Below are 25065 nucleotides of genomic sequence, written 5' to 3' on the forward strand. Positions count from 1 at the left end.
CAGAGCAAGGGCTGTGCCGGCACTGGTAGAAACGCTGCGGCCCCGTCCCGCAGGACGAGGCCGCAGCGTGGGGCTATCGAGGAAGCAGGCCGCCTCGCAGCGGCCTTGCTCTCACCTCAATTGACCTTGATGAGGCGCCAGTCCAGCCGGTTGTCCGGGCGGTGCACCACCTCGACGCCCTTCTTCATGGCCCAGGGGATGACCTGGTTGTGCAGCGGGATGTGCGACACGTCGTCATTGCTCATCTGCAGCGCCTGGGTCAGCAGGCGGTTGCGCACCAGCAGGTCGGTCTCCACCTTGGCGCGGTCGATCACGGCATCGAGCTTGGGGTTGCTGTAGCGGCCCACGTTGTAGTTGCCGTCGCCGTCGGTGCCGACGGTGCGCACCAGGGACTGCAGGCTGTACATGGCATCGAAGGTCGGCACGCCCCAGCCCAGCATGTAGATGCTGGCCTCGTAGCGCTGGATCATCGGGAAGTAGGTCACCAGCGGCAGGGTGCGCAGCTTGGCGCGCACGCCCACGCGCGACCACATGGCGGTGACGGCCTGGCAGATCTCCTCGTCGTTGATGTAGCGGTTGTTGGGGCAGGCGAAATCGACCTCGAAGCCCTGCGGGTAGCCGGCGTCGGCCAGCAGCTTCTTCGCGGCTTCCACGTTGTAGGGCATGCGCTTGTGGATGGCCTCGCTCCAGCCGTTGACCTGCGGCGCGATCAGCGTGCCGGTGGCCTGGCCCAGGCCGCGCATGGTCACGCGCATCAGGCTGTCGATGTCGATGGCCTGGTAGAGCGCCTGGCGCACGCGCTGGTCCTTCAGCGGGTTCTTGCCCTTCACGTTGGAGCCGGGCAGCTCGTCGCGGTGCTGGTCCATGCCGAAGAACATGGTGCGGCTCTCGACGCCGTCGATCACCTTCAGGCTGGCGTTGCTGCGAAGGCGCCCCAGGTCCTGCGGGCTGGGGTCGAGCACCAGGTCCAGCTCGCCCGACAGCAGGGCGGCGACGCGGGTGGCCTCGGACTTGATCGGCGTGTAGACGATCTCGGTCAGGTTGCCCTCCAGCTTGCCCCACCAGTCCGGGTTGGCGGCCATGACCATGCGCTGGTCGGGCACCCATTGCTTGAGGACGAACGGGCCGGTGCCCATCGCGTTGCGGTTGGCGAAGGTCTCCTGGTTGACGTTGCGGATGTCCTTGGGCTCGACCGAGCTGTTCTTCTCGGCCCAGGCCTTGCTCATCATGCGCAGCTCGGTGAGCTGGTTGAGCAGCACCGGGTTGGGGCGCTTGGTGAAGATGTCGATGGTGTTGGCGTTGACCTTGGCCACGCGGTCGATGCCGGCGGTGTAGGGTGTGAAGTTCGAGGTCTTCATCATGGCCCGCTCGATGGAGTACGCCGCGTCGTCCGCGGTGAACGCGCTGCCGTCGTGGAACTTCACGTTCTGGCGCAGGTTCACGCGCAGCTGCGTCGGCGAGACCTGGGTCCAGGAGGTGGCCAGCACCGGCTCGATCTTGAAGGTGCGGCTGTTGTAGTAGACCAGCGACTCGTAGACGGCGGCATGGATGCCGTTCTGCAGCGCGTTGTTCTGGGAATGGATGTCCCAGGTGGAGATCTCGCCGGCGCTGGCCCAGCGGAAGGTCTTGGCGTGCAGCGGTGCGGCGGCGAACGCGGCGGCGGTGGCGGCGCACAGCAGCGCGAGTTTGAGTTTCATGGAACCCTCTTGGTATGGAAAGACTGCGGACTATGCAACAGCCGCGCCAGGCCAGTCAAAAGGGGTTTCCCGCAAGCGAAAAAAAGCCGCCCGAAGGCGGCTTTCAAGTTTCTTCATTGTGGCCGGCTTGACGCCGGCTTTCAAATTAGAAGCTGTGACGGATACCGAAGTCGAAACCGGTGGAGTTCTCGTTCGCGGTGGTCGTCGAGCCGCCCACAGCGGCGGTCGCGCCGCCGTCGTTGCGCACATAAGCGGCGGTCGTGTACAGGGCCGTCCGCTTGGACAGGTTGTGCACATAGCCCAGCGCGACCTTGCGGCTGCGGGGCTCGGCACCGGCGTCCACGCGGTACTGCGAGTACGACGCGCGGATCTCACCGGCGCCGACCGGCACCAGGGCACCGACCAGGAAGCTATTGCCGTCCACTTCGCCGCCCAGCACGTCGATGGTGTCGCGGTTGAAGTGCGCCATCAGCTTGGCAACACCGAAGTCCCACTGGCCGCCGACGTTGATGGTGCGGATGTCACCACCGGTGGCGGTAGCGGCGTATTCGGTCTGCTGGATCGCCACGGCGACGTTCAGCGGGCCGGCGGCATAGCCGAAGCGAGCACCCAGGCCACGGCCGTCGTCTTCCGTTGCAGCGCCGGTGTCCTGGGGGTTCTCACCCAGCCAGCCCTGGATCTGGCCATAGAAGCCACCGATGTTGGCGGGCAGGAAGTAAGCGAGGCTGTTGGAGGTACGCACGCCGGTCGGGCCGCCGTTGAAGCCGACGACGCCAGCACCGACACCGGCCACGCCGACTTGGGTACCCAGGGTGGTCAGCGTCGTGCCAACACCGTTGGTGCCGAACGGATCGAACACGGTCAGGTTCCAGAAGGTCGGGGCGTAGTCACGGCCCAGGCGGACCTCACCGAAGCCGCCGGACAGGCTGACCGTCGAACGACGGTTGAAGGTCAGGCCACCACCACCGGTGCTGTTCGCAGCGCCGGGCTGGTTGTTCAGGCTGGTCAGGTCGCCGGAACCGTTGTCGTTGTTCATACCGGCTTCCAGCCAGAACGAAGCAGACAGGCCGCCACCCAGGTCCTCAACACCGCGGAAGCCCAGACGCGAGCTGTTGTAGCCCGAGTCCGTCAGCTGGGTACGGTCGGTCAGTTCGCCACGGCCGATCGTCAGCGTGGCGTCCACCACGCCGAACAGCGTCACGGAGGACTGGGCCGAAGCGGCGCCGGCGGCAGCCAGGACGGCCAGGGCGACTAGAGATTTTTTCATGCAGGTTTCTCCAAGGTTAAACATAGGGCTCCGGTGCGGATGGGCTCACGTAATGCAGGCATGTCATGCTCCCGCCGGATCCCCGGGCCAACCTCCTTTTGGGAAGTTGACGCTATTCCACCAGAGTGACTTTTCTTGCGCAAAGTATTTAACCGTTATGTCGACGTTTTGTTGCCACCCGGCAACAAGGAAAACTGTTCAGTAGGCGGCGCGCAACAGGTACTTTTGACTGCAGAGCAGCAATTCCATCTAAAACGGGCCTGATTTGGGCGCTTTAGGCACCGTAAACTGCAAAAGATGGACCAATTGCTGAGCATTGCCGACGGTGCGTTGCGTACCTTGTTCTCCAAACCCCGCGCCGTACGCGCCTGCCCAGTGCTTGCCGGTGACGAGACGCGCCTCACAACTGACGAAATGCGTCACTCCGCCGCATTGATGCGGGTGAACCATGTGGGCGAGGTGTGCGCGCAGGCCCTCTACACCGCCCAGGCACTGGCGGCCCGGGAATCTCGCCTGCGCGAACACTTCCGGCAAGCCGCGCGGGAGGAGACGGACCACCTCGCCTGGACCCGTGACCGCCTGGACGAGATCGGCGGGCGCCCTTCGCTGCTCAATCCCTTGTGGTACGCCGGCGCGTTCGGGCTAGGCCTGCTGGCAGCGCGTTTCGGGGACCGGGTGAGCCTGGGTTTCGTGGTCGAAACCGAACGCCAGGTCGAGGCTCACCTGGAGACCCATCTCGATCGCCTGCCGGCGGGCGACCATGCCTCGCGGGCCATCGTGAGCCAGATGAAGGCGGACGAGGCGTCCCACGCGGCGCAGGCGCTGCAGGCGGGCGCGATCCCGCTGCCGGCGCCTGCCAGGCTGTTGATGAAGGCAGCGGCCAAGGTGATGACCACCACCGCCCACTACGTCTGAGACTCAGACCGGTCTAGGCCTCGAGCACCTCGTAGCTGGTCGTCATCTCCGCCGTCTTGGCGAGCATGGCGCTGGCCGAGCAGTACTTCTCGTGGCTCAGGGCCACGGCGCGCTCCACCGCGCTGGCGGGCAGGCCCTTGCCGGTGACGGTGAAGTGCATGTGGATGCGCGTGAACACCTTGGGGTCGGCAGCCGCGCGCTCGGCCGACAGCTTGACGCTGCAGCCGCGGATGTCGTGCCGGCCACGGCGCAGGATCAGCACCACGTCGTAGGCCGTACAGCCGCCGGTGCCCGCGAGCACGGTCTCCATGGGCCGGGGCGCCAGGTTCTGCCCGCCGTGCTCGGGCTTGGCGGCATCCGGGGCACCATCCATCACCAGCACATGGCCGCTGCCGGTCTCGGCCACGAACCCCATGCCCGAGCGCGTACCCGCCGCGCCCGTCCAACTCACCGTGCATTCCATGAGCGTCCTCGATCAACGGCGCTTGACGCCGATAAATACGGCTAATGCCGCTGTTGCCAGAAGGAGACGTTGTGCTGCGTTGCAGCAAATCCCAGGCTATACTGATTTCGAGCATAACCATTGCGGGTTGTGCACCGATTGTCTCCTCCACCTCTCCTTTGGTGGATTTAGCCCCTGGATCGCAAGGTCTGGGGGCTTTTTTCTGGGTGCCGAGGGCCTGCGGGCCTCGACGCAACGACCCGTTGAGCTGCCCGCTTATCATGCTCCGCCCATGAAAAAGCAGCTCAAGCCCGCGGACTACCTCAAGAAGATCCTGACCGCGCGGGTATACGACGTGGCCATCGAGTCCGCGCTGGAGCCTGCTAAGAATCTCAGCCGGCGGTTGCACAACAAGGTGCTGCTCAAGCGCGAAGACCAGCAACCGGTGTTCAGCTTCAAGCTGCGCGGCGCCTACAACAAGATGGCCCAGCTGCCCCCGCAGGAGCTCAAGCGCGGCGTCATCTGCGCCTCCGCCGGCAACCATGCGCAGGGCGTTGCGATGTCGGCGCACCGGCTGGGCGCCAAGGCGGTGATCGTGATGCCCGTCACCACGCCCCAGGTGAAGGTCGACGCCGTGAGAGCCCTGGGCGGCGAGGTGGTGCTGCACGGCGACAGCTACTCGGACGCCCATGGCCACGCGCTGGCGCTGCAGGCCAAACACGGCCTGACCTTCGTCCACCCCTTCGACGACCCGGATGTGATCGCGGGCCAGGGGACCATCGCCATGGAGATCCTGCGCCAGCACCAGGGGCCGCTGCATGCCGTGTTCGTGGCCATCGGCGGCGGAGGCCTGGTGTCGGGGGTGGCCAACTACATCAAGGCGGTGCGGCCCGAGATCAGGGTGATCGGCGTGCAGACCGTGGACTCCGACGCCATGATGCGTTCGGTCGCCGCGCGGCGCCGCGTGGCGCTCGACGACGTGGGCCTGTTCTCCGACGGCACCGCGGTCAAGCTGGTGGGCGAGGAGACCTTCCGGCTGGCGCGCTCGCTGGTCGACGACTTCATCACGGTGGACACGGACGCGGTGTGCGCGGCGATCAAGGACGTGTTCGTCGACACCCGCAGCATCGTCGAGCCGGCCGGCGCGCTGGCCGTGGCGGCCATCAAGCAGTACGTGGCCCAGCACAAGACACGCGGCGAGACCTATGCCGCCATCCTGTGCGGTGCCAACATGAACTTCGACCGGCTGCGCTTCGTGGCCGAGCGCGCCGAGGTGGGCGAGGAACGGGAGGCGCTGTTCGCCGTCACCATCCCCGAGGAACGCGGCAGCTTCAAGCGGTTCTGCGCTCTGATCGGCGAGCTGCCGGGCGGGCCGCGCAACGTGACCGAGTTCAACTACCGCATCAGCGACTCGCGCCAGGCCCACGTGTTCGTGGGCTTGACCACGCACGGCAAGGGCGAATCCGCCCGGATCGCCGCCAACTTCAGCCGCCATGGCTTCCAGGCGCTGGACCTCACGCACGACGAGCTGGCCAAGGAGCACATCCGCCACATGGTGGGCGGCCACTCCGCGCTGGCGCAGGGCGAACGGCTGCTGCGCTTCATCTTCCCCGAGCGCCCCGGTGCGCTGATGAAGTTCCTCTCCCACCTGCGGCCAGGCTGGAACATCACCCTCTTCCACTACCGCAACCAGGGCGCCGACTATGGCCGCATCCTGGTGGGGCTGCAGGTGCCCGAGGCCGACGACGGGCGGTTCCAGGCCTTCCTGGACGAACTGGGCTATCCGCACGTGGAGGAAACCGGCAACCCGGCTTACCGGCTGTTCCTGCGTCAATGAGCATGGCGACCGCGCGTGCGCTGGGCTTCGTGCGCCACTACCTGCTGGCGATCCAATTCTTTACCCGCCTGCCGGTGACCGGCCCGCTGGCCGAGTGGGTGGGCCACAACCCGGCCATGCTGGGCGCCAGCGCCGCGCACCTCCCGGGCGTGGGCTGGCTGGTGGGCGTGACCGCCTGCGCGGTGTTCGCGTTACTGTCCCTGCTGCTGCCCGACACGCCCTTGACGCCGCTGGCCGCAGCCGTGGGCTCCACCATCGCCACCGTGCTGCTGACGGGCGGCTTCCACGAGGGTGGCCTGGCCGACATGGCCGACCGCCTGGGAGGATCGCCCGATCAGCCGGGCGCGCTGGAGATCATGGAGGTGAAGGATTCGCGCCTGGGCACCCATGGCGTGCTGGCGCTCAACCTCGCGCTGATGACCAAGCTGGCCTTGCTGGCGGTGCTGGCCTCCTTCTCCCCGCCGGCCGTGATGGCGGCCCTGCTGGGAGCCCACGTGCTGTCGCGCCTGTGGCCCCTGCTACTCCTTCGCGCACTGTCCCAGGGCGGTGCCACCGGTGCCAAGGGCAAGCCGCTGGCCGATCGCATCGAGCCGTGGGCGCTGGTGATCGCCCTGGGCTGGTGCTTGGTGCCACTGGCGCTGGTGGCCTTCGTGCAGGGGCTGTCCTTCCTGGCCTGGACCGTCGGCATGAGCGCGATGGCGACGGCGGCGCTCTGGCACCTGATCCGCCGGCGTCTGCGAGGCTTCACCGGCGACTGCATGGGCGCCACGCAGCAAGTCAGCGAAATCGCGTTCTACCTCGGTGCGGCGGCCGCCTTGGGCGGCGCATGAGGCAGCGAACAGAGCCGCTGCTAGCGACGCAGCGGCGGCATCTCCAGCGTGAGCACGGGCGGCCCGTCGGCGCTGGCGGCCAGCACGGCCTGCCGGCCCTGCACCGATTGCACCACCAGTCCTTCCTCGATGGTCGTGCCCACCCGGTAGGGCCGCGCGGGCTTGCCATCCACCGCGATCAGAGCCGCTCCGCCACGCGGGCCGCCCGCCGCCACGCCCACCAGAGAAAAGCGGCTGGCCAGGCTGGGCGCCGCCACCGGGCCGGCGGCCGGCTGCGGCGAGGCGCCGAGCAGGCGGGCGATGGCGGCCGGATCGGGAGCGACGGGCGCCGGCCGCACGGCGGCCGCGATCCCCGCGGCGCCATCACCCGCCGACAGCTTGAGGCCCCAGTAGGCCGCGCTGCCCGCCGCCAGGGCCCACAGCGCGAAAGTGGCGCCACGCACCGCCCATGGGCTTTGCCGTCCGCCACGCGATTGACTCACCATCCGGCGATTATCATTGATGCGATCTGCTGCTTCCCCTCGTATGAAGTCTCTTACCACCCGCCTCCGCCGGGCCGCCCAGGCCGGCTTCACCCTCATCGAACTGATGGTGGTGCTCGTGATCATCGGCGTGCTGGCCGCCCTGATCGTGCCCAACGTGCTGGACCGCGCCGACGACGCGCGCGCCACCGCGGCGCGCACCGACGTCAACAACCTGATGCAGGCGCTCAAGCTCTACCGCCTGGACAACCAGCGCTATCCCACGGGCGAACAGGGCCTGCAGGCCCTGGTGGCGCGCCCGAGCGCCGCTCCGCAGCCGGCCAACTGGAAGCCCTACCTCGAGAAGCTTCCCAACGACCCCTGGGGCCGTCCGTACCAGTACCTCAACCCCGGCGTGAAGGGCGAGATAGACGTCATGTCCTTCGGCGCCGACGGCCAGCCCGGCGGCGAGGGCAAGAATGCCGACGTGGGCAGCTGGCAGTAAGGGAGCCCCCACGCTCCCGCACTGCGTGTCGCTCGCTGCCCCCCGGGGGGGCCTTCGCGCCTTGGGGCGGCCCGGCGGCGCTCATCGTCTGCGCAGCGCCGGCTTCACCCTGATGGAACTGCTGGTGGTGGTGGCCATCATCGCCTTCGCCAGCGCCGGCGTGAGCTTCGCGCTGCGCGACTCGGCCGCCGCGCAACTGGAGCGCGAGGCCCTGCGCCTGGCTTCGCTGCTGGAATCGGCACGCGCCCAGTCCCGCGCCAGCGGACTGCCGCTGCGCTGGCGCTCCGTGGAGGGCGGCTTCCGCTTCGAAGGCGCCGCGCCCAACACCCTGCCCGAGCGCTGGCTGGGCGAGCAGACCCGGGTGCTGGGCGCGCCCGTGCTGCTGCTGGGGCCCGAGCCCATCATCGGCGCGCAGGAGGTGGTCCTGGTCTCGCCCGCGCTGCCCCAGCGCGCGCTGCGCGTCACCACCGACGGACTGCGCCCCTTCAGCGTGGTGGGTGAGTCCGGGCCATGAAGCGGCACAACCGCCAGCGCGGCTTCACCTTGATCGAGATCCTGGTGGCGCTGGGCATCGTGGCCATCGCCCTGGTGGCCGGGCTGCAGGCGACCACGGCGCTGACCAACAACGCGATCCGGCAGTCCGAGATGATGCTGGCCCAGATTTGCGCCGAGAACGAGCTGGTCAAGGCGCGGTTGGCGCGCCAGATGCCCGGCGTGGGCGACACCTCGCTGGTCTGCCAGCAGGGGGAAGTCCAGTTGGAGGTCACGGTCACCGTGGCACCCACGCCCAACCCCAACTTCCGGCGCGTCGATGCGCGGGTGCACCAGGGCGCGCTCACGCTGCTGCGCGTGTCCACCGTGCTGGGGCGGTTCTGATGCGGATACTTCGCCGCAGCGGCGGCTTCACCCTGGTCGAACTGCTGGTGGCGCTGTTCGCCATGGCCATCCTCGCCATCCTCAGCTGGCGCGGCCTGGACGGCATGACGCGGGCCCAGGCCCAGACCCAGGCGCGTGCCGACGAGGTATTGGCGCTGCAGGTCGGCCTGGCGCAGTGGTCCGCCGACCTCGACGCGCTGGTCCAGTTCCCGCAGACCACGGCGCTGGACTGGAACGGCCGGGTGCTGCGCCTGACCCGCCATGCCGGCCCGGGCGCCGACTCGGGCGCCCGGGTGGTGGGCTGGACGCGCCGCATCGTCAACGGCCAGGGCCGGTGGCTGCGCTGGCAGTCGCAGCCGCTGACCACGCGCGCGCAGCTCGAGCAGGCTTGGCTGACGGCCGATGCCTGGTCGCAGAACGCCGTCCTTGACGAGCTGCGTAGCGAAGTGGCGATCACGCCGCTGCTGGACTGGCAGATCTTCTATTTCCGGGGCGACGCCTGGACCAACCCGCAGTCCAGCGACGCCACCGGCGTCACCGGCGCCACGCCGCCGCCGCCCGGCACGCCCCCCCCTACTTCGTCGCCGGCGGCCGGCCGGGTCAACCCCGGCGGCCGCGTTTCCGTGCTGCCGGACGGCGTGCGGCTGGTCCTCAACCTGCCGCCGGGCCAGCCGATCAGCGGCCTGCTCACCATCGACTGGGTGCGCCCCACGGTGGGCGGAGGCAAGTCGTGACCGCCCGGCCAACCGCCCAGCGCGGCGCGGCGCTGCTGGCCGCCATGCTCACGGTGGCGCTGGTGGCGACCTTCGCCGCCGCGGCGTTGTGGCAGCAGTGGCGCAGCGTCGAGGTCGAGGCGGCGGAGCGCTCGCGCATGCAATCGTCCTGGGTGCTGACCGGCGCGCTCGACTGGGCCCGGCTGATCCTGCGCGAGGACGTGCGCAGCAACAGCAGCGGCGGTGCCGACCACCTGGCCGAGCCCTGGGCCGTGCCGCTGCAGGAGGCGCGCCTGTCCACCTTCCTGGCTGCCGACCGCAACAGCTCGGCCGAGGGCGGCGACAGCGAGAACGCCTTTCTCTCCGGCGACATCGTGGACCTGCAGTCGCAGCTCAACGTGAACAATTTGGTGGAAAGCGGCCGAATCTCCGAAACCGGCCTGCGCAGTTTCCAGCGTTTGTTCGACCTGCTCGGACTCCCCGCGGCCGAGCTCTCGCTGCTGTCGGAGAACCTGCGCCTGGCCACCGCCATCAGCGCCGAGAACGCCCCGGCCGACATGGCGCCACTGGCGCCGCAACGGGTGGACCAGCTGGTCTGGCTGGGGCTGTCGCCGCAGACGGTGGCGGTGCTGGAGCCCCATGTGACGGTGCTGCCCGCACGCACGCCCGTCAACCTCAACACCGCCAACGCCGAGGTCATCTATGCCGCGGTCGGCGGCATCAGCCTGGCCGATGCCCAGCGTCTGGTCAGCGAACGCACCCGCGCCCACTTCCGCAGCCTGGGCGATGCGTCACGTGCGCTGGGCGGGTCGCAGCAGACCGTGCTGGATGGCTCGGCCAGCGTCGCCTCGCGTTTCTTCGAGGTGCGCGGCCGGCTGCGCCTGGGCGATACGGTCGTGCAGGAGCGTTCGGTGGTCCAGCGCGACGGCCTGGACATCCGCACGCTCTCGCGCGAGCGCGGGGTGGCGGCGCCGTCGCCGGACGCGCAAGCTGCCGGGACGGGCCGCTGACGCCTTCCAGCCGGACCGTAGGGCCTCCCTACAATCCCCGCCATCCATGAGTTCCCTGTTCGTCCTGCTGCCGACAGAACCCGCGACCGCCGGCACCGAATTCGGCTTCGTGCTCACGCCCGACGGCCAGACCGTCGGCGAGCATGGCAGCGCGCCCGCCGCCCTGCTGCCGGCGCCCGCCGGCGCGGCGGCCGAGGTGGTGGCGGTGGTGCCCGCCGCCGCCCTGTCCTGGCACCAGGTCGAGCTGCCCAAGGGGCTGTCCGCCGCGTCGCCGCGCCTGCGCGCCGTCCTGGAGGGCCTGCTGGAGGAGCGCCTGCTCGACGAGCCCGAGGCCCTGCACTTCGCCTTGCAGCCGCAGCCGCCGGCGGGTGCGCCGGCCTGGGTGGCGGTGTGCGAGCGCGCCTGGCTGCGGGCGGGGGTGCAGGCCCTGGAGGCCGCCGGCCGGCCGGTCGGGCGCATCGTGCCGGAGTTCACCCCCCAGGACCCGCCGGCGGTGCATGCCATCGGCGAGCCGGAGTCGGCCCTGCTGGTCGCCGCCAGCGCGGGCGGGGTGCTGGCCCTGCCGCTGACGGCCGCGTCGCTGCCGCTGCTGCCGGCCCTGCCCGAGCACAGCGTGTGCACCGCCGAACCGGCGGTGGCCGCGCAGGCCGAGCAGCTGCTGCAGCAGCCGGTCACGCTGCAGCTGCCGGCGCAGCGCTGGCTGCTGGCCGCACAGTCGCGCTGGGACCTGGCGCAGTTCGACTTCGCCAGCTCGCTGCGCGCCCGGCGGCTGAAGAAGCTGGCCACCGGCGGCGCCGAGCTGCTGCGCGCGCCGCAGTGGCGGCCGGCCCGCTGGGGGGCCGCGCTGCTGGTGGCAGCCAACCTGGTCGGCCTGAATGCCTGGGCCTGGAAGGAACGCGCGGCGCTGGACGACAAGCGCGAGCGGGTGCGCGAGGTGCTGACCCAGACCTTTCCCCAGGTGAAGGTGGTGGTGGACGCGCCGGTGCAGATGGAACGCGAGGTCGCCGCCCTGCGCCGGGCCACCGGCGCCAGCTCGGGCCGCGACCTGGAGGCCATGCTGTCGGCCCTGGCCTCGCTGGGCGCCGGCCAGCCGGCCGGCGGCATCGAATACAACGGCAGCGAGCTGCGCGTCAAGGGCCTGGGCTGGAACACCGAGCAGGCGCGCCGCGCGGCCGCCTCGCTCAAGGGCCAGGGCTATGCCGTGGCCCTGCAGGGTGACACCCTGGTGGTGTCGCCGGAGGCCTTGCCATGACGCTGGCCGCCCGCTTGCGATCGCTGCCGCAGGCCGCGGCCCTGCGCGAGCGCTGGCAGAAGCTGGCGCCGCGCGAGAAAGCTTACGTGGCGGCCGCCGCCGGCCTGCTGCTGCTCGCCCTGCTGTGGTGGGTGCTGGTGGCGCCGGCGCTGGCCACGCTGCGTGGCGCCGAGGCGCAGCACCGCGCGCTGGATGCCCAGCTGCAGCGCATGCTGGCCTTGCAATCCCAGGCCCAGGCCATGCAGTCGCAGCCGCGCCAGAACGCCGACGAGGCGCTGCGCGCGCTGGAGGCCTCGGTGCGCCAGATGCTGGGCGCCGGCGCCCGCATGGTGGTAGGCGGCGACCGCGTGACCCTCACCGTGTCCGGCGTGCGTGGCGATGCGCTTGCGCAGTGGCTGACGCAGGCGCGGGTCAACGCCCGCTCGCTGCCCGCCGAAGCCCGCCTGAACCGCAACGCCAACGGCCTGTGGGACGGCACCCTGGTGCTGGCCCTGCCGCCCCGCTGAGGCCGCGCCCGCCATCCGCCACGTGGCCCGACGCCTTTCCACCGCCTCCGCCCTGCAGACCCGGCCCGCCTGGGGCTGGGCCGCCGCCGGTGCCGTGCTCGGGCTGCTGGCGGCGCTGGTGTTCTTCATTCCCGCCTCCTGGGCCGCTGCCGCGCTGTCCGGCGCCACGGCCGGCCGGCTGCTGCTGGACGAGCCGCGCGGCACGGTCTGGAACGGCTCGGCCCGCCTGGTGCTGACCGGCGGCGCGGGCAGCCGGGACGCGGCGGCCCTGCCCTCGCGGCTGCAATGGCGGCTGCGCCCGGCCGCCACCGGCATGCGGCTGGAGGTCGAGGCGCCCTGCTGCACGACCCAGCCGCTGGCGCTGCGCATCCAGCCGCGCTGGGGCGGCGCCGCCGTCGCGGCGGCCGACGGCGCATCGCGCTGGCCGGCCGCGCTGCTGGCCGGGCTGGGCACGCCCTGGAACACGCTGCAGCTGGATGGCGAGCTGCAGCTGGCCACCCGAGGCTTGTCAGTAGAATGGACCGCAGGACGGCTGCAGGTGCAGGGCCAGGCCGAACTGCAGGCGGTGAACCTGTCGTCCCGCCTCACCACCTTGAGGCCCATGGGCAGCTACCGCATCGTCCTGGCCGGAGGCGCCACGCCGACGCTGCAGGTCTCCACCCTGGAAGGTCCCCTGCAGCTGGCCGGCAGCGGCCAGTGGATCGGCTCGCGGCTGCGGTTCACCGGCCAGGCCAGCGCCGAACCCGAGCGCGAGGCCGCCCTGGGCAACCTGCTGAACATCATCGGGCGGCGCGAAGGTGCGCGCTCCATCATCACCATAGGCTGAAGCCATGCCATTCCGTATTGCCGTCGTTTCCCTCGCTGCAGCCGCCTTGCTGGCGGGGGCCCCGGCCTTCTCGCAGACCCAGGCCCAGACCCGGCGCCAGGCGTCGCCCGAGCCGGTGACGCTGAACTTCAACAACGCCGAGATCGAGGCGGTGGCGCGCACCATGGCCGCCATCACCGGCCGCAACATCGTGGTCGACCCGCGCGTCAAGGGCGTGATCACGCTGACCACCGAGCGCCCGGTGAGCCCGCAGACCGCGTACAACCAGTTCCTGGCGACGCTGCGCCTGTCCGGCTTCACCGTGGTGGACTCCGGCGGGCTGCTCAAGGTGGTACCCGAGGCCGAGGCCAAGCTGCAGGGAGGGCCGGTGTCGGTGGGCCGGGCGCCGGCGGGCAACCAGATCGTCACGCAGATTTTCCGCCTCAACCACGAGACCGCCAACAACCTGGTGCCCATCCTGCGGCCGCTGATCAGCCCCAACAACACCATCAACGTGAACCCCGGCAACAACTCGCTGGTGATCACCGACTACGCCGACAACCTGCAGCGGCTGGGCCGCATCATCGCGGCGCTGGACGTGTCCAACGCCACCGACGTGGAGGTGCTGCCCTTGCGCCACGGACTGGCGGCCGACCTGGCGCCGGTGGTGCAGCGGCTGGTGGACTCCAGCGGCGGCCCCGCCGCGGGCGGTCCGCCCGGCCAGGGGGTGGGAGGCGACGCCGCGCTGCGCACCACGGTGCTGCCGGAAGTGCGCAGCAACTCGCTGATCGTGCGTGCCGCCAACCCGGCCCGGCTGAACCTGGTGCGCACCCTGGTCGAGCGGCTGGACCAGCCGACCTCGCAGAACCCCACGGGCAACATCTACGTGGTCTACCTGAAGAACGCCGAAGCCACGCGCCTGGCCGTGACGCTGCGGGCGGCGATGGCCGGGCTCGGCACGGGCGGCACCGCGGGCGGCGGTGCCGCCGGCGGGGTGGGTGGCGGCGTGGCGGGTGGCGCCGGCGCGTCCATTCCTGCGCCGTCCTCCGCCGGATCGGTCAACGCCGGCCTCGGCGCGGGCGGGGTCAGCAGCGCGGCCGCGGCCCCCATCCAGCCCACGGCGGCGCCCTCCACCGGCGGCCAGATCCAGGCCGACCCGGCGACCAACGCGCTGATCATCACCGCGCCCGAGCCGCAGTACCGCCAGCTGCGCGCGGTGATCGACCGGCTGGACTCGCGCCGCGCCCAGGTCTACGTGGAGAGCCTGATCGCCGAGGTCAATGCCGACAAGGCCGCCGAGTTCGGCGTGCAGTGGCAGAACCTGATCGGCAATATCAACAACAACATCGTCGGCGCCATCGGCACCAACTTCACCATCGCCGGCGCCAACATCATCAACCTGGCCGCGGGCATCGCGGGCGGCGAGCCGACCACGCTGCCGTCCACCGGGGGCAACATCGGCATCGCCCGCAACATCGGCGGCACGCCCGTGCTGGCGGCGCTGGCGCGCTTTCTGGAGACCAATGCCGACGGCAACGTGCTGTCCACGCCCAACCTGCTGACGCTGGACAACGAGGAGGCCAAGATCGTGATCGGCCAGAACGTGCCCTTCGTCACCGGCCAGTTCACCAACACCGGCGCCAGCAACGGCTCGGTCAACCCGTTCCAGACCATCGAACGCAGGGACGTGGGCCTCACCCTGCGGGTGCGGCCGCAGATCAGCGAGAACGGCACGGTGAAGATGCAGATCTTCCAGGAGGTCTCCAGCGTGGACGCCAGTTCCGTCAACTCCCCCAGCGGCCTGATCACCAACAAGCGCTCCATCGAGTCCAACGTGATCGTGGACGACAGCTCCATCGTGGTGCTGGGCGGCCTGCTGCAGGACGAGTACGCGGGCCGCCAGGAAAAAATCCCCCTGCTGGGCGACGTGCCGGTGCTGGGCAACCTGTTCCGGGCCGAGACGCGCAGCCGCCGCAAGACCAACCTGATGGTGTTCCTGCGGCCGGTGGTGGTGCGCGACTCCGGGCAGAGCGACGAGCTTTCGCTGGACCGCTACGACCTGATGCGCGGCAAGCAGGAAGCGGCGCAGCCCCGCCCCAGCAGCGTGCTGCAGATCAACGCCGCGCCGGTGCTGCCGCCCGCTCCCGTGCCCGTGCCGCCGTCCGTCCGCCCGGCGCCGCCGCCCGGCCCGCCGGTGCCGGCCGAGATGGCTCCGCCCTCCACGACCCGCTGACACCATGGCCCGTTATCCCCTGCCTTATGCCTTCGCCCGCGGCAGCCAGCTGCTGCTGGAGGAAGACGGCGACTCCCTGACCCTGTGGCACGCCGGCATGCCGCCCGGCAGCGCCTGGACCGAGGTGATGCGCAAGTGGCGCGTGCGCGCCCTGCAGCAGCTCGATGCCTCCGCGCTGGCGCAGCGCATTAGCGCGGCCTATGCCCAGGGCGAGTCCAGCGCGGCCACCGTCGTGAGCGAAGTGCAGAACGACGCCGACCTCTCGCGCATCATGCAGGAGCTGCCGGCGGTGGAAGACCTGCTGGAGACCAGCGACGACGCGCCCATCATCCGCATGCTGAACGCGCTGCTGACGCAGGCCGCGCGCGACGGCGCCAGCGACATCCACATCGAGCCCTACGAGCGCCATTCGTCGGTGCGCTTCCGTGTCGACGGCACGCTGCGCGAGGTGGTGCAGCCCAACCGGGCGTTGCACGCGGCACTGATCTCGCGCCTGAAGATCATGGCCGAGCTCGACATCGCCGAGAAGCGCCTGCCGCAGGACGGCCGCATCTCCCTGCGCATCGGCACGCGGGCGGTGGACGTGCGCGTCTCCACCCTGCCCAGCGCCCACGGCGAGCGGGCGGTGCTGCGCCTGCTGGACAAGAGCGAAAGCAAGCTCAGCCTGGAGTCGGTGGGCATGACGGGCGAGACGCTGCGGCGCTTCCTCAACCTCATCGCCCAGCCGCACGGCATCATCCTCGTCACCGGCCCCACCGGCTCGGGCAAGACCACCACGCTGTACGCGGCGCTGTCGCGGCTGGACGCGAACACCAGCAACATCATGACGGTGGAGGACCCGATCGAGTACGAGCTGCCCGGCATCGGCCAGACGCAGGTCAACGCCAAGATCGACCTCGACTTCGCCAAGGCCCTGCGTGCCATCCTGCGGCAGGACCCGGACGTGATCATGATCGGCGAGATCCGCGACTACGAGACCGCCCAGATCGCCATCCAGGCCTCGCTCACCGGCCACCTGGTGCTGGCCACGCTGCACACCAACGACGCGGCCAGCGCCGTCAACCGCCTGATCGACATGGGCGTGGAGCCTTTCCTGCTCAGCTCGTCGCTGCTGGGCGTGCTGGCCCAGCGGCTTGTGCGCAAGCTGTGCTCGCACTGCCATGGCCCGGGCTGCGGCGAATGCGGCCAGACCGGCTACCAGGGCCGCACCGGCGTGTTCGAGCTGATGGTGACGGACGAGCACATCCGTGCCCTGATCCACAACCGCGCCGCCGAGGCCGACCTGCGCAACGCCGCGCTGGCTGCGGGGATGACGCTGATGCGGGACGACGGCGAGCGGCTGGTGCGCGAAGGCATCACCTCGCGCGAGGAGCTGGTGCGCGTGACGCGCGAATAGCGCCTTCGCTCGCTCTTCAGTGCACCCGCTCGGGTGCGTGCGGCTGGCCCGGCAGTTCGATGGGCGCCTGCGGTCCGCGCTCGTCCTCGGCCGGCGGCGCCTTGGGTTTGCGATCGCCCGGCTGGGGATCGGGATCGTGCGTGGGCGGTATGGGCTCGGGCGTGTGCAGGTCCACGGGCACGCGCTGCATCGTCAGCCTCGCTGCAAGGTGGCGTCGGACTGGAACCGCTCGGCCAGGCCGGGGCTGTCGTCGCCCACCGGGTCGGCCTCCTCGTCCTCGATATCGACGGCGGTCAGTACCGGCTGGGCGGGCAGCGGCGGACGCTCGTCGAGCGCCGCCTCATCGGGCGCTTGCGCCTCGTCCGCATCGCGGGCTTGGCGACCGGCCTGCGCTTGCGGCGCGGGCTGCAGGAACTCGGGCTCATCGGGGGCGCGCAGCATGTCGCGCGGGTCGGGCGTGGTGTCGGTGGGGCACATGGCGTGGCTCCTTCCTGGTTGCCTCATGGTCCGGCCGCGCGGGCGCCGGGGCACTCAGTCCAGGCCCCCCGTCCCTGTCAGCACAGACCGACATCCGTCCTGGAGCGCTACATGAACCATAGCGCACGGCCCAGTTGATATGCGGTCCGCAGGCCCACGTGTCGGACAGACACTGACACGGGAACAAGCCGATGGCTGAACCGGACGGGCCGGCGCGGCCGTGAACATGTTCATGCACAGGAGAGTTGCCATGCCCCACACCCCCGCCCCCACTGCCACCTTCCAATCGGCCAAGCCGTCGTCCCAGGCTCGCCACGAGTCCGCCCGGGGCGCTGCGGCTGCCGGCGCGCCGCTGCTGCAGCTGCATGCGCACTGGCAGACGCGCACGCATCCGCGCTACCTGGCGGCTGCCAACTTCCACTGGCGCTGAGGCGGGCTGCCCAGCCTCATCGTCGGCGGCCGCTGCCGCCGACGAGGTGCAGCATGGACCCGATGGCACAGTTCCACCGGGTCCGGAAAAATTTGAAACTCTGCAATTGGTCCCCCTGCGACTGAGGGGTATGCTGCTCGACTCGAAAAGTCATCCCCCTCAGGAATCTTGTCTACTCCCCCCAGCCCGGCCGCGTCGGCGGCGCAGGAGCGGCCCAGCGAGCCGGTCGCTGTCAACGGCGAAGCGGGCTTGCGGGAGCGCATTGTCGAACTCGAGGCGGCGGTGCGGGCCCGGGACGATTTCCTGGCGCTGGCCGCGCATGAGCTCCGTTCCCCCCTGAACACACTGGCGCTCCGGCTGGCTGTCCTGGAGCGCATGGCCGCGAACAATGCGGACCAGCCGCTGCGCGACGAAATCCAGCGGGCCCGCCGCAGCGCCGACCGGTACGTGCGCCGCGCCGTCGTGCTGCTGGATGTGTCGCGCCTCAACACGGGACAGCTCGAGCCGGCGCGCAGCCCGGTGGATATCCGGCAACTGGTCGAGGATGCCGTTGATGCGTACAGGGACGACGCCCAGTTCCAGGGCGTCACGCTGCGGGCTGAAGTGGACGATGACGGGGTCGGCTGGTGGGATGCGCACATGGCGGAAGAGATCCTGTGCAACCTGATCAGCAACGCCCTCAAGTACGGACAGCACACGCCGGTCCGGGTTCGGGCCGCGGTGCAGGACAATACCGCCCGGTTCGAGGTGGCGGACCAGGGGCCAGGGATCGACGCGGCGCACGTCGACAGGATCTTCGAGAAATTCGAGAGAATCGTGCATGGCACCCACTACCGCGGCGGCTTCGGGCTGGGATTGTGGATCGTCGGCCGGATGGTGGCCGCGCACGGCGGCAGCATCCAGGTCGAGAGCCAAGCCGGCCGGGGCTCGGTGTTTCGCGTGACCCTGCCCATGGGCCATGACAACGGACGGAGTTGAAGCAGTGAACGCATCAGAGCTCCCGCTCGCGCGGGTGGCGAGCGGCGTGCCGGGGCTGGACGAGATCACCGGGGGCGGCCTGCTCAAGTCGGGCGTCTACATCCTGCAAGGCATGCCGGGCGCGGGAAAGACCATCCTGGCCAACCAGATCGGGCACCAGTACGCCGCCGGCGGCGGGCACGTGGTGTACGTCACCCTGCTGGCCGAATCCCACGCGCGGCTGTTCCAGCATCTGGGCGCGTTCTCGTTCTACGAGGCATCGGCGGTCCCGAACAGCGTGTACTACGTGAGCGCCTTCGACGCGCTTCGCAGCCGGGGGCTCAAGGGCGTGGTCGAGCTGCTGCGCAGCGAGATGCGCACCCGCCGCGCGGGCATCCTGGTGCTGGACGGGCTGGTGATGGCGGCCAGCGCGGCGGCCTCCGACGAGGAACTGAAGGTCTTCGTCAGCGACATCCAGTCCCACTCCGTCCTGACCGGCTGCACGACCTTGCTGCTGACCAGCGAAGACGCGGACCGGCCCGTGTCCGCCGAGCAGACCATGGTGGACGGCATCCTGCTGCTGCGCGAGAGCGCCTACGGCCCCCGCCGCGAGCGCAACATCGAGATCGTCAAGTTCCGCGGCAGCGCCACCCTGCGCGGCAACCACACCTTCGTGATCGGCGGCGATGGCATCACCATCTACCCGCGGCTGGAAGCGGCGCGCCGGGCCGGCCCCGACGGCGGCGTGAAGACCACGGGCGTCTCGAGCGGCGTCAAGGCGCTGGACGGGATATTCGAGATCGGGGGGTATGCGCAGGGCAGCATCACCATGCTGTGCGGCCCCTCCGGCAGCGGCAAGACCACGCTGGCGCTGCACTTCCTGGCCGCGGCCTCCGCCGGCGAGAAGGGCCTGTTCCTGGGCTTCTACGAATCACCGCAGCTGCTGGAGACGATCGCGCGCCTGCAGGGCATCTCGCCGCACCTGGGCCGGTCCGGCGACGGCGTCGAATTCATCTGGCGCCCCTTCGGCGAGAACATCCTGGACCAGCTGGCAGCCGAGCTCCTGGCCCGCATCGAGGCGATCCGCCCGCGGCGCGTGGTCATCGACGGGCTGGGCGGCTTCTATGCCACGCCCTCGTTCGGCGAACGGGGCGGCGCCTTCCTGAGCGCGCTGATGAACGAGCTGCGCCGGCTCGGCGCGACCACGCTGGTCACGGTCGAGTCGCAGCAGCCCGGGGGCGCCCGGCCCATGGACACGGCGACCATGTCCGCGCTGGCGGACACCATCGTGAACTGCGAGATGAGCCACGAGCGCGCCGTCCGCCGCTTCATCTGGATCGGCAAGAGCCGCGTCACCCGGGCCGATCTGCGCGTGCGCGAGGCGGTCCTGGGCGACGACGGGGTGGTCGTGCTGAAGGAGGATCCGCCTCTTGGCAGCTGAGGAGGTCACGGTCGCAACGACGCCACCGGGGCGCGTGCTGCTCGTCGATGACGAGATCGCCGGCACGGACGTCCTTGCCCTGATCCTGGCCGGCGAAGGATTGCAGGTCACGGTGGCCGCCAACGGCCACCAGGCGCTCGAGCGCCTGGAAGACGCGGCGCCGGACCTGCTGATCACCGACTTCATGATGCCCGGCATGAACGGCGCGGAGCTGGTGCGGGCGCTGCGCGAACGTGAGCGTTACCGCCGGCTGCCCGTCTTGCTGATCAGCGGCGCGCCCGAGGCGGCGCTGCGCTCCTACGGCATCGAGTACGAAGCCTTCCTGCGCAAGCCCTTCGGCCTCGAGCAGTTCCTGGCCAGCGTCCGCTCGCTGCTGCCCGGCCAGGCCGCCTGACGGTCATTCGCCGACGATCTTGCGCTCCTTCACGATGGCGCCCCACTGAGCCGACTCCTTGCGCATGAACTCGGCCAGTTCGGCGCGGCTGGTCGGGTGCGGCGTCAGGCCGTGCTTGGTCAGGTACTCCCGCGTTTCGGCATCGTTCAGCACCTTGACGATCTCCTGGTTCCAGCGGTCCAGGAGCGCCGCCGGCATCTTGGCCGGGCCCACGAAGGCGTACCAGTTCAGCGCCTCGAAGCCGGGAACGCCGGACTCCGCGACGGTGGGCGTGTTCGGCAGGTGGGCGGCCCGCTTCAGGCCGGTGGTCGCCAGCGCGAGCACCTTGCCCGACTCGATGTGCGGCAGCGCCGTGGGCGGCGCGGCGAAGTAGCCGGTGAAGCGGCCGGCCAGCAGGTCGGGCATGGCCTGGGAGCCGCCGCGGTAGGGCACGTGCAGCAGCTCGGCGCCGATGCGCTTGCCGAACAGCTCGCCGGTCAGGTGGGAGGCCGAGCCGGGGCCGGTCGAGGCATAGCTGACCGAGCCGGGCTGCTTCTTCGCCAGGGCGACGAACTCGGCCAGCGTCTTGGGCCCGCTCTGGGCGTTGACCACCAGCACGCTCGGGAAATACACGCCGCCCGAGATGGGCGCCAGGTCCTTGAAGGGGTCGTACGGCAGCTTCATCATGTGCGGCGCGATCGTCAGCGGGCCGATCGAGCCGAGCAGCAGCATGCTGCCGTCGGCCGGCCCTTGCGCGACCTGCTGGTGGGCGATGTTGCCGCCGGCGCCAGCCTTGTTCTCCACCACGATGGACTGGCCGATGTTCTCGCCCAGCTTCTTGGCGATCATCCGTGCCGCGCCGTCGGCGGCGCCGCCGGGCGCGAAGCCCACCAGCAGCGTGACCGGTTTCTTGGGCGGGAAGTCCTGCGCCTGGACCAGGCCGGCCGACAGAAGGGCGAGCAGGACCAGCAGTCTGCGTTGCATCATGGGTGTCTCCTTGTGATGTGACGGCCCGGAGCTTACAGCGGCCCGGCGCGGCCGCCATCAGTTCCCGCGATGGCCTGGCTCGGCGGGTGTACGCTAGCCCGCATGGAACTGAGACAGTTGCGCTACTTCGTGTGCGTCGTCGAGCAGGGCAGCATGAGCCGGGCCGCCGTGGAGCTGGACATCGTGCAGCCGGCCCTGAGCCAGCAGATCGCCAAGCTGGAGGGCGAGCTGTCCACCCGCCTGCTGCAGCGCAGTTCAAAGGGCGTGACGCCCACGGAGGCCGGCCTGGCTTTCCTGCAGCAGGCCCAGCTCGCGCTGCGGCACGCCGACGAAGCCGTGCGCGCGGCCCAGCAGTCGCGCCTGTCCGGCGTGGTCAGCGTGGGGCTGGCACCCACCACCGCATCGATCCTGGGCCTGCCCCTGATGGTGGCGGTGCGCGAGCGCTACCCGGACGTGCGTCTGCACATGGTCGAGAGCCTCTCGGGGCATCTGTCGTCCATGCTCAACGGCCGGCAGCTGGACCTGGCCGTGCTGTTCGACACCGATCCCGGCCGGCGCTGGAGCGTGACGCCGCTGATCGAGGAAAAGCTCTACCTCATCCAGGCTCGCGGCCCGGGGCGTGCATCCCTGCCGGCCCGCATCCGGCTGGCGGACCTCAAGGACTTCCCCCTCATCCTGCCCAGCGGCTCGCATGGCTTGCGCAGCACCCTGGACGCGGCGCTCTCGACCAGCCGGCTGCGCCGCCTGCTGCCGGTGGAGATCGATTCGCTGGCCATGCTGATGGAGGCCGTGCGCGCCGGACTGGGCTGCACCATCCAGCCGCGCGCCGCCCTGGCGCGCTTCGCGGATGCCGACGAGGCCTTCGAGGTCGCCGAGATCACCGACGGGCGGCTGCGGCGCCTGAACTCGCTGTGCAGCGTGTCCGACGAGGAGCTCTCGCCGGCGGCGCGCGCGGTGCGGGTGGCGCTGGCGGACTGCGCGCGGGAGCTGGTCCGCACGGGGCGCTGGGTAGGTGCCCGGGCCAGCCATCACGCAAACTGATACCTGTCTCAGCGGTAGCGTCTGGCCGGCCGCCGCGATGCGGTCTACAGTGCCACGCGATGCATGATGTCCTGGTCATTGGCGGCGGCAATGCCGCCCTGTGCGCAGCCCTGACGGCCCGCGAGGCGGGCGCCCGCGTGCTGCTGCTGGAAGCTTCGCCGCGCGAGTGGCGGGGCGGCAATTCGCAGCACACCCGCAACCTGCGCTGCATGCACGATGCCCCGCAGGACGTGCTGGTCGACGCCTACCCCGAGGAAGAGTTCTGGCAGGACCTGCTAAAGGTCACGGGCGGCAACACCGACGAGCGGCTCGCCCGGCTGGTGATCCGGGCCTCCTCCACCTGCCGCGACTGGATGCGCAGGCACGGCGTGCGCTTCCAGCCTTCGCTGGCGGGGACGCTGCACCTGTCGCGCACCAACGCGTTCTTCATGGGCGGCGGCAAGGCGCTGGTCAACGCCTACTACCGCAGCGCCGAGAACCTGGGCGTGGACATCCGGTACGACTCGCCGGTGGACCGGCTGGAGATTCAGGACGGCCGCTTCGTCGCCGCCTGCGTCGGGCGCGAGCGCATCGAGGCCAGGGCCTGCGTGCTCGCCGCCGGCGGCTTCGAGTCGAACCGGGAGTGGCTGCGCGAAGCCTGGGGGCAGAACGAGCGCGGCGAATGGCCGGCCGACAACTTCATCATCCGGGGCACCCGCTTCAACCAGGGCGTGCTGCTCAAGCACATGACGGCGCAGGGCGCCGACATCATCGGCGACCCGACCCAGGCCCATTGCGTGGCCATCGACGCCCGCGCCCCGCTGTACGACGGTGGCATCGTGACGCGCGTGGACGCGGTGTCGCTGGGCGTGATGGTGAATCGCGACGCGGTGCGCTTCTACGACGAGGGCGAGGACTTCTGGCCCAAGCGCTACGCCATCTGGGGACGGCTGGTGGCCCTGCAGCCGGGGCAGATCGGCTACTGCATCATCGACAGCAAGGCCGTCGGCCGCTTCATGCCGCCGGTCTTCCCCGGCGTGAAGGCCGGCACCCTGCCGGAACTGGCACGCAAGCTGGAGCTGGACGAGGCGACCTTCATGCGAACCCTGAACGACTACAACGCCGCCTGCCGCGTGGGCAGCTTCGACCACACCGTGCTGGACGACTGCCACACCGAGGGGCTCACGCCGCCCAAGACCCACTGGGCGCGCCCGATCGACCAGGCGCCCTTCTACGGTTATGCCCTGCGCCCGGGCGTCACCTTCACCTACCTGGGCCTCAAGACCGACGCGCGGGCGCGGGTGCATTTCGGCGGCGAGCCCAGCGACAACCTGTTCGTGGCCGGCGAGATGATGGCGGGCAACGTGCTGGGCAGGGGCTACACGGCCGGGGTGGGAATGAGCATAGGCACGGCCTTCGGCCGCATCGCCGGCACCCAAGCGGCGCGGGCCGCGCTGAAGGAGGACGCGCATGCAATCGCTTGACGCCCTGACGCGGCAGGCCGTCGCGCTGGCCAACGGCGCCGCGGCGACCGCGGAAGTCTCGCGCCAGATGCAGATCTGCAATGCCTGCCGCTACTGCGAGACCTTCTGCGCCGTCTTCCCCGCCATGACGCGCCGGCTGGAATTCGGCGCCGGCGACGCGCACTACCTGGCCAACCTCTGCCACAACTGCGGCGCCTGCCTGCACGCCTGCCAGTACGCGCCGCCCCACGAGTTCGCCGTCAACGTGCCGCGGGCCATGGCCCAGGTGCGCCAGGAGACCTACACCGAGTACGCATGGCCCCGGGCGTTCGGAGCCCTGTACCGCCGCAACGGCGTCACGGTGGCCCTGGCGACTGCGGCCGGCCTGGCGCTGTTCCTGGTGCTCGCGCTGGCGATGCGGGGCACCTTGCTGCACGAACCGCTGGCCGGCAATTTCTACGCCGTCTTCCCGCACTCGCTGATGGCCTGGATGTTCGGCGCGGCCTTCGGCTGGGCGGTGCTGGCGCTGGCGATAGGTGGCGTGCGGTTCTGGCGCGGCCAGTCGCCCGGCCCGGTCACGCCGGCCGCCGCCGGCGAGGCGACACGGCATGCGCTGGCCCTCACTTACCTGGACGGCGGCCATGGCGATGGCTGCAACGAGTCGGACGACCGGTTCACGCTGCTGCGCCGGCGCTTCCACCACCTGACCTTCTACGGCTTCATGCTGTGCTTCGCCTCGACCTGCGTGGCCACGCTGTACCACTACGCCCTGGGCCTGCCCGCGCCCTACGCGCTCACCAGCCTGCCGGTCGTGCTCGGCACGGTGGGCGGGCTGGGCCTGCTGGCCGGACCCGCGGGCCTGCTGTGGCTGAACATGCGCCGCCATCCGCTGCAGGGCGACCCGCGCCAGCGCCCCATGGACCGGGCCTTCATCGTGCTGCTGTTCGCCACCAGCCTCACCGGCCTGGCGCTGCTGGCGCTGCGCGACACCGGCGTGATGGCCCTGCTGCTCGCGGTGCACCTGGGCACCGTGATGGCGCTGTTCCTCACCCTGCCCTACGGCAAGTTCGCCCATGCGGTCTACCGCGTGGCGGCGCTGCTGAAATGGGCCATCGAGCGGCGGCAGCCGAACCGGCTGCAGCTGGGCGCCGACTAAGAACACAGGAGAAGTC

General features: G+C 70.4%; 27 protein-coding genes. 20 read left to right on the forward strand and 7 right to left on the reverse strand.

All coding sequences use genetic code 11. The features are described 5' to 3' along the window. Window positions 1-116: 116 nt before the first annotated feature. Both RTA_RS18030 and RTA_RS18035 read right to left on the reverse strand, forming a co-directional pair. Window positions 117-1697, reverse strand: a complete 1581-nt coding sequence (locus RTA_RS18030; RefSeq protein WP_013902870.1) for an ABC transporter substrate-binding protein — start codon at window positions 1695-1697, stop codon at window positions 117-119. A 145-nt stretch (window positions 1698-1842) separates the two neighbouring features. Then, on the reverse strand, window positions 1843-2964 hold the full coding sequence (locus tag RTA_RS18035) for a porin (protein WP_013902871.1): 1122 nt from the start codon (window positions 2962-2964) through the stop codon (window positions 1843-1845). A 297-nt stretch (window positions 2965-3261) separates the two neighbouring features. On the opposite strand from RTA_RS18035, the gene coq7 reads away from it, so the two are divergent. Next, a complete protein-coding gene (gene coq7, locus RTA_RS18040) occupies window positions 3262-3879 on the forward strand; it encodes a 2-polyprenyl-3-methyl-6-methoxy-1,4-benzoquinone monooxygenase (RefSeq protein ID WP_041675734.1) in 618 nt (205 codons plus the stop codon). A gap of 13 nt (window positions 3880-3892) precedes the next feature. On the opposite strand, the gene RTA_RS18045 is transcribed toward coq7, so the two are convergent. Next, the gene (locus tag RTA_RS18045; protein WP_013902873.1) at window positions 3893-4342 is read right to left on the reverse strand and encodes an OsmC family protein; all 450 of its coding nucleotides are present in this window, start codon (window positions 4340-4342) and stop codon (window positions 3893-3895) included. Between the two features lie 271 nt (window positions 4343-4613). Between RTA_RS18045 and ilvA the strand changes: the two genes are divergently transcribed. Both ilvA and RTA_RS18055 read left to right on the forward strand, forming a co-directional pair. Next, window positions 4614-6158, forward strand: a complete 1545-nt coding sequence (gene ilvA / locus RTA_RS18050) for a threonine ammonia-lyase, biosynthetic (RefSeq protein ID WP_013902874.1) — start codon at window positions 4614-4616, stop codon at window positions 6156-6158. Then, window positions 6155-6988: an adenosylcobinamide-GDP ribazoletransferase gene (locus tag RTA_RS18055; RefSeq protein WP_013902875.1), complete on the forward strand. Its 834-nt coding sequence runs from the start codon at window positions 6155-6157 to the stop codon at window positions 6986-6988. The genes ilvA and RTA_RS18055 overlap by 4 nt, the downstream gene beginning before the upstream one ends. A 20-nt stretch (window positions 6989-7008) precedes the next feature. On the opposite strand, the gene RTA_RS18060 is transcribed toward RTA_RS18055, so the two are convergent. Continuing rightward, on the reverse strand, window positions 7009-7473 hold the full coding sequence (locus RTA_RS18060; RefSeq protein WP_041675736.1) for a type II secretion system protein N: 465 nt from the start codon (window positions 7471-7473) through the stop codon (window positions 7009-7011). Between the two features lie 40 nt (window positions 7474-7513). On the opposite strand from RTA_RS18060, the gene gspG reads away from it, so the two are divergent. Genes gspG through RTA_RS18110 form a run of 10 tightly spaced genes read left to right on the forward strand, consistent with a single transcriptional unit; the run spans window position 7514 to window position 16745 of the window. Then, window positions 7514-7954, forward strand: a complete 441-nt coding sequence (gspG, locus tag RTA_RS18065) for a type II secretion system major pseudopilin GspG (RefSeq protein WP_013902877.1) — start codon at window positions 7514-7516, stop codon at window positions 7952-7954. Next, window positions 7929-8468, forward strand: coding sequence for a type II secretion system protein (locus RTA_RS18070; RefSeq protein ID WP_081466317.1), 540 nt, complete (start codon window positions 7929-7931; stop codon window positions 8466-8468). Before gspG ends, RTA_RS18070 begins: the two co-directional genes overlap by 26 nt. Continuing rightward, the gene (gspI, locus tag RTA_RS18075) at window positions 8465-8830 is read left to right on the forward strand and encodes a type II secretion system minor pseudopilin GspI (protein ID WP_013902879.1); all 366 of its coding nucleotides are present in this window, start codon (window positions 8465-8467) and stop codon (window positions 8828-8830) included. Before RTA_RS18070 ends, gspI begins: the two co-directional genes overlap by 4 nt. Then, on the forward strand, window positions 8830-9564 hold the full coding sequence (locus RTA_RS18080) for a PulJ/GspJ family protein (protein ID WP_013902880.1): 735 nt from the start codon (window positions 8830-8832) through the stop codon (window positions 9562-9564). The genes gspI and RTA_RS18080 overlap by 1 nt, the downstream gene beginning before the upstream one ends. Then, window positions 9561-10553, forward strand: coding sequence for a type II secretion system minor pseudopilin GspK (gspK, locus tag RTA_RS18085; protein WP_013902881.1), 993 nt, complete (start codon window positions 9561-9563; stop codon window positions 10551-10553). The genes RTA_RS18080 and gspK overlap by 4 nt, the downstream gene beginning before the upstream one ends. 46 nt (window positions 10554-10599) lie before the next feature. Further along, window positions 10600-11805 carry a type II secretion system protein GspL gene (gene gspL / locus RTA_RS18090; protein ID WP_013902882.1) on the forward strand — a complete coding sequence of 402 codons (1206 nt, stop codon included), beginning with the start codon at window positions 10600-10602 and terminating at the stop codon, window positions 11803-11805. Then, complete coding sequence (gspM, locus tag RTA_RS18095; RefSeq protein WP_013902883.1) at window positions 11802-12311, forward strand: type II secretion system protein GspM; 510 nt, start codon at window positions 11802-11804, stop codon at window positions 12309-12311. Before gspL ends, gspM begins: the two co-directional genes overlap by 4 nt. Window positions 12312-12333: 22 nt before the next feature. Continuing rightward, entirely contained in the window at window positions 12334-13137 is an 804-nt protein-coding gene (gene gspN, locus RTA_RS18100) for a type II secretion system protein N (RefSeq protein WP_013902884.1), read from the forward strand. 4 nt (window positions 13138-13141) lie between these two features. Continuing rightward, the gene (gene gspD / locus RTA_RS18105; RefSeq protein WP_013902885.1) at window positions 13142-15349 is read left to right on the forward strand and encodes a type II secretion system secretin GspD; all 2208 of its coding nucleotides are present in this window, start codon (window positions 13142-13144) and stop codon (window positions 15347-15349) included. A 4-nt stretch (window positions 15350-15353) separates the two neighbouring features. Further along, entirely contained in the window at window positions 15354-16745 is a 1392-nt protein-coding gene (locus tag RTA_RS18110) for a GspE/PulE family protein (protein ID WP_013902886.1), read from the forward strand. Window positions 16746-16761: 16 nt separating this feature from the next. Here RTA_RS18110 and RTA_RS21055 read toward each other — a convergent pair whose 3' ends face one another. Next, window positions 16762-16935 (reverse strand): hypothetical protein, encoded by a 174-nt coding sequence (locus tag RTA_RS21055; protein ID WP_013902887.1) that lies wholly within the window; start codon window positions 16933-16935, stop codon window positions 16762-16764. A gap of 2 nt (window positions 16936-16937) precedes the next feature. Next, window positions 16938-17222, reverse strand: coding sequence for a hypothetical protein (locus RTA_RS18115; protein WP_013902888.1), 285 nt, complete (start codon window positions 17220-17222; stop codon window positions 16938-16940). Between the two features lie 250 nt (window positions 17223-17472). On the opposite strand from RTA_RS18115, the gene RTA_RS18120 reads away from it, so the two are divergent. The 4 genes from RTA_RS18120 to RTA_RS18135 all read left to right on the forward strand — a co-directional run bounded on the left by RTA_RS18120 (window position 17473) and on the right by RTA_RS18135 (window position 20444). Continuing rightward, the gene (locus tag RTA_RS18120; protein WP_041675738.1) at window positions 17473-17652 is read left to right on the forward strand and encodes a hypothetical protein; all 180 of its coding nucleotides are present in this window, start codon (window positions 17473-17475) and stop codon (window positions 17650-17652) included. A gap of 168 nt (window positions 17653-17820) precedes the next feature. Beyond that, complete coding sequence (locus tag RTA_RS18125; protein ID WP_013902889.1) at window positions 17821-18630, forward strand: sensor histidine kinase; 810 nt, start codon at window positions 17821-17823, stop codon at window positions 18628-18630. A gap of 4 nt (window positions 18631-18634) precedes the next feature. Beyond that, complete coding sequence (locus RTA_RS18130; protein WP_013902890.1) at window positions 18635-20050, forward strand: ATPase domain-containing protein; 1416 nt, start codon at window positions 18635-18637, stop codon at window positions 20048-20050. A 34-nt stretch (window positions 20051-20084) separates the two neighbouring features. Next, window positions 20085-20444 carry a response regulator gene (locus RTA_RS18135; protein WP_041675740.1) on the forward strand — a complete coding sequence of 120 codons (360 nt, stop codon included), beginning with the start codon at window positions 20085-20087 and terminating at the stop codon, window positions 20442-20444. 3 nt (window positions 20445-20447) lie between these two features. Here RTA_RS18135 and RTA_RS18140 read toward each other — a convergent pair whose 3' ends face one another. After that, on the reverse strand, window positions 20448-21410 hold the full coding sequence (locus RTA_RS18140) for a Bug family tripartite tricarboxylate transporter substrate binding protein (protein ID WP_013902892.1): 963 nt from the start codon (window positions 21408-21410) through the stop codon (window positions 20448-20450). Between the two features lie 102 nt (window positions 21411-21512). Here RTA_RS18140 and RTA_RS18145 point away from each other — a divergent pair, with 102 nt between their 5' ends. From RTA_RS18145 to tcuB, 3 genes are read left to right on the forward strand one after another with little or no spacing between them, the layout of a single operon-like run. Next, complete coding sequence (locus RTA_RS18145) at window positions 21513-22451, forward strand: LysR substrate-binding domain-containing protein (RefSeq protein WP_041675741.1); 939 nt, start codon at window positions 21513-21515, stop codon at window positions 22449-22451. 59 nt (window positions 22452-22510) lie between these two features. Beyond that, entirely contained in the window at window positions 22511-23914 is a 1404-nt protein-coding gene (gene tcuA, locus RTA_RS18150; RefSeq protein ID WP_041675742.1) for an FAD-dependent tricarballylate dehydrogenase TcuA, read from the forward strand. Continuing rightward, window positions 23901-25049, forward strand: a complete 1149-nt coding sequence (gene tcuB, locus RTA_RS18155) for a tricarballylate utilization 4Fe-4S protein TcuB (RefSeq protein WP_013902895.1) — start codon at window positions 23901-23903, stop codon at window positions 25047-25049. Before tcuA ends, tcuB begins: the two co-directional genes overlap by 14 nt. Window positions 25050-25065 lie beyond the last annotated feature (16 nt).

The sequence above is a fragment of the Ramlibacter tataouinensis TTB310 genome (assembly GCF_000215705.1).
Lineage (GTDB): Bacteria > Pseudomonadota > Gammaproteobacteria > Burkholderiales > Burkholderiaceae_C > Ramlibacter > Ramlibacter tataouinensis.

Bases quoted from the DNA above. Each gene is read 5' to 3' on its own strand.
- RTA_RS18030 (WP_013902870.1), bottom strand. From the start codon at position 1,697: ATGAAACTCAAACTCGCGCTGCTGTGCGCCGCCACCGCCGCCGCGTTC.
- RTA_RS18035 (WP_013902871.1), bottom strand. From the start codon at position 2,964: ATGAAAAAATCTCTAGTCGCCCTGGCCGTCCTGGCTGCCGCCGGCGCC.
- coq7 (WP_041675734.1), top strand. From the start codon at position 3,262: ATGGACCAATTGCTGAGCATTGCCGACGGTGCGTTGCGTACCTTGTTC.
- RTA_RS18045 (WP_013902873.1), bottom strand. From the start codon at position 4,342: ATGGAATGCACGGTGAGTTGGACGGGCGCGGCGGGTACGCGCTCGGGC.
- ilvA (WP_013902874.1), top strand. From the start codon at position 4,614: ATGAAAAAGCAGCTCAAGCCCGCGGACTACCTCAAGAAGATCCTGACC.
- RTA_RS18055 (WP_013902875.1), top strand. From the start codon at position 6,155: ATGAGCATGGCGACCGCGCGTGCGCTGGGCTTCGTGCGCCACTACCTG.
- RTA_RS18060 (WP_041675736.1), bottom strand. From the start codon at position 7,473: ATGGTGAGTCAATCGCGTGGCGGACGGCAAAGCCCATGGGCGGTGCGT.
- gspG (WP_013902877.1), top strand. From the start codon at position 7,514: ATGAAGTCTCTTACCACCCGCCTCCGCCGGGCCGCCCAGGCCGGCTTC.
- RTA_RS18070 (WP_081466317.1), top strand. From the start codon at position 7,929: ATGCCGACGTGGGCAGCTGGCAGTAAGGGAGCCCCCACGCTCCCGCAC.
- gspI (WP_013902879.1), top strand. From the start codon at position 8,465: ATGAAGCGGCACAACCGCCAGCGCGGCTTCACCTTGATCGAGATCCTG.
- RTA_RS18080 (WP_013902880.1), top strand. From the start codon at position 8,830: ATGCGGATACTTCGCCGCAGCGGCGGCTTCACCCTGGTCGAACTGCTG.
- gspL (WP_013902882.1), top strand. From the start codon at position 10,600: ATGAGTTCCCTGTTCGTCCTGCTGCCGACAGAACCCGCGACCGCCGGC.
- gspM (WP_013902883.1), top strand. From the start codon at position 11,802: ATGACGCTGGCCGCCCGCTTGCGATCGCTGCCGCAGGCCGCGGCCCTG.
- gspD (WP_013902885.1), top strand. From the start codon at position 13,142: ATGCCATTCCGTATTGCCGTCGTTTCCCTCGCTGCAGCCGCCTTGCTG.
- RTA_RS18110 (WP_013902886.1), top strand. From the start codon at position 15,354: ATGGCCCGTTATCCCCTGCCTTATGCCTTCGCCCGCGGCAGCCAGCTG.
- RTA_RS21055 (WP_013902887.1), bottom strand. From the start codon at position 16,935: ATGCAGCGCGTGCCCGTGGACCTGCACACGCCCGAGCCCATACCGCCC.
- RTA_RS18115 (WP_013902888.1), bottom strand. From the start codon at position 17,222: ATGTGCCCCACCGACACCACGCCCGACCCGCGCGACATGCTGCGCGCC.
- RTA_RS18120 (WP_041675738.1), top strand. From the start codon at position 17,473: ATGCCCCACACCCCCGCCCCCACTGCCACCTTCCAATCGGCCAAGCCG.
- RTA_RS18140 (WP_013902892.1), bottom strand. From the start codon at position 21,410: ATGATGCAACGCAGACTGCTGGTCCTGCTCGCCCTTCTGTCGGCCGGC.
- RTA_RS18145 (WP_041675741.1), top strand. From the start codon at position 21,513: ATGGAACTGAGACAGTTGCGCTACTTCGTGTGCGTCGTCGAGCAGGGC.
- tcuA (WP_041675742.1), top strand. From the start codon at position 22,511: ATGCATGATGTCCTGGTCATTGGCGGCGGCAATGCCGCCCTGTGCGCA.
- tcuB (WP_013902895.1), top strand. From the start codon at position 23,901: ATGCAATCGCTTGACGCCCTGACGCGGCAGGCCGTCGCGCTGGCCAAC.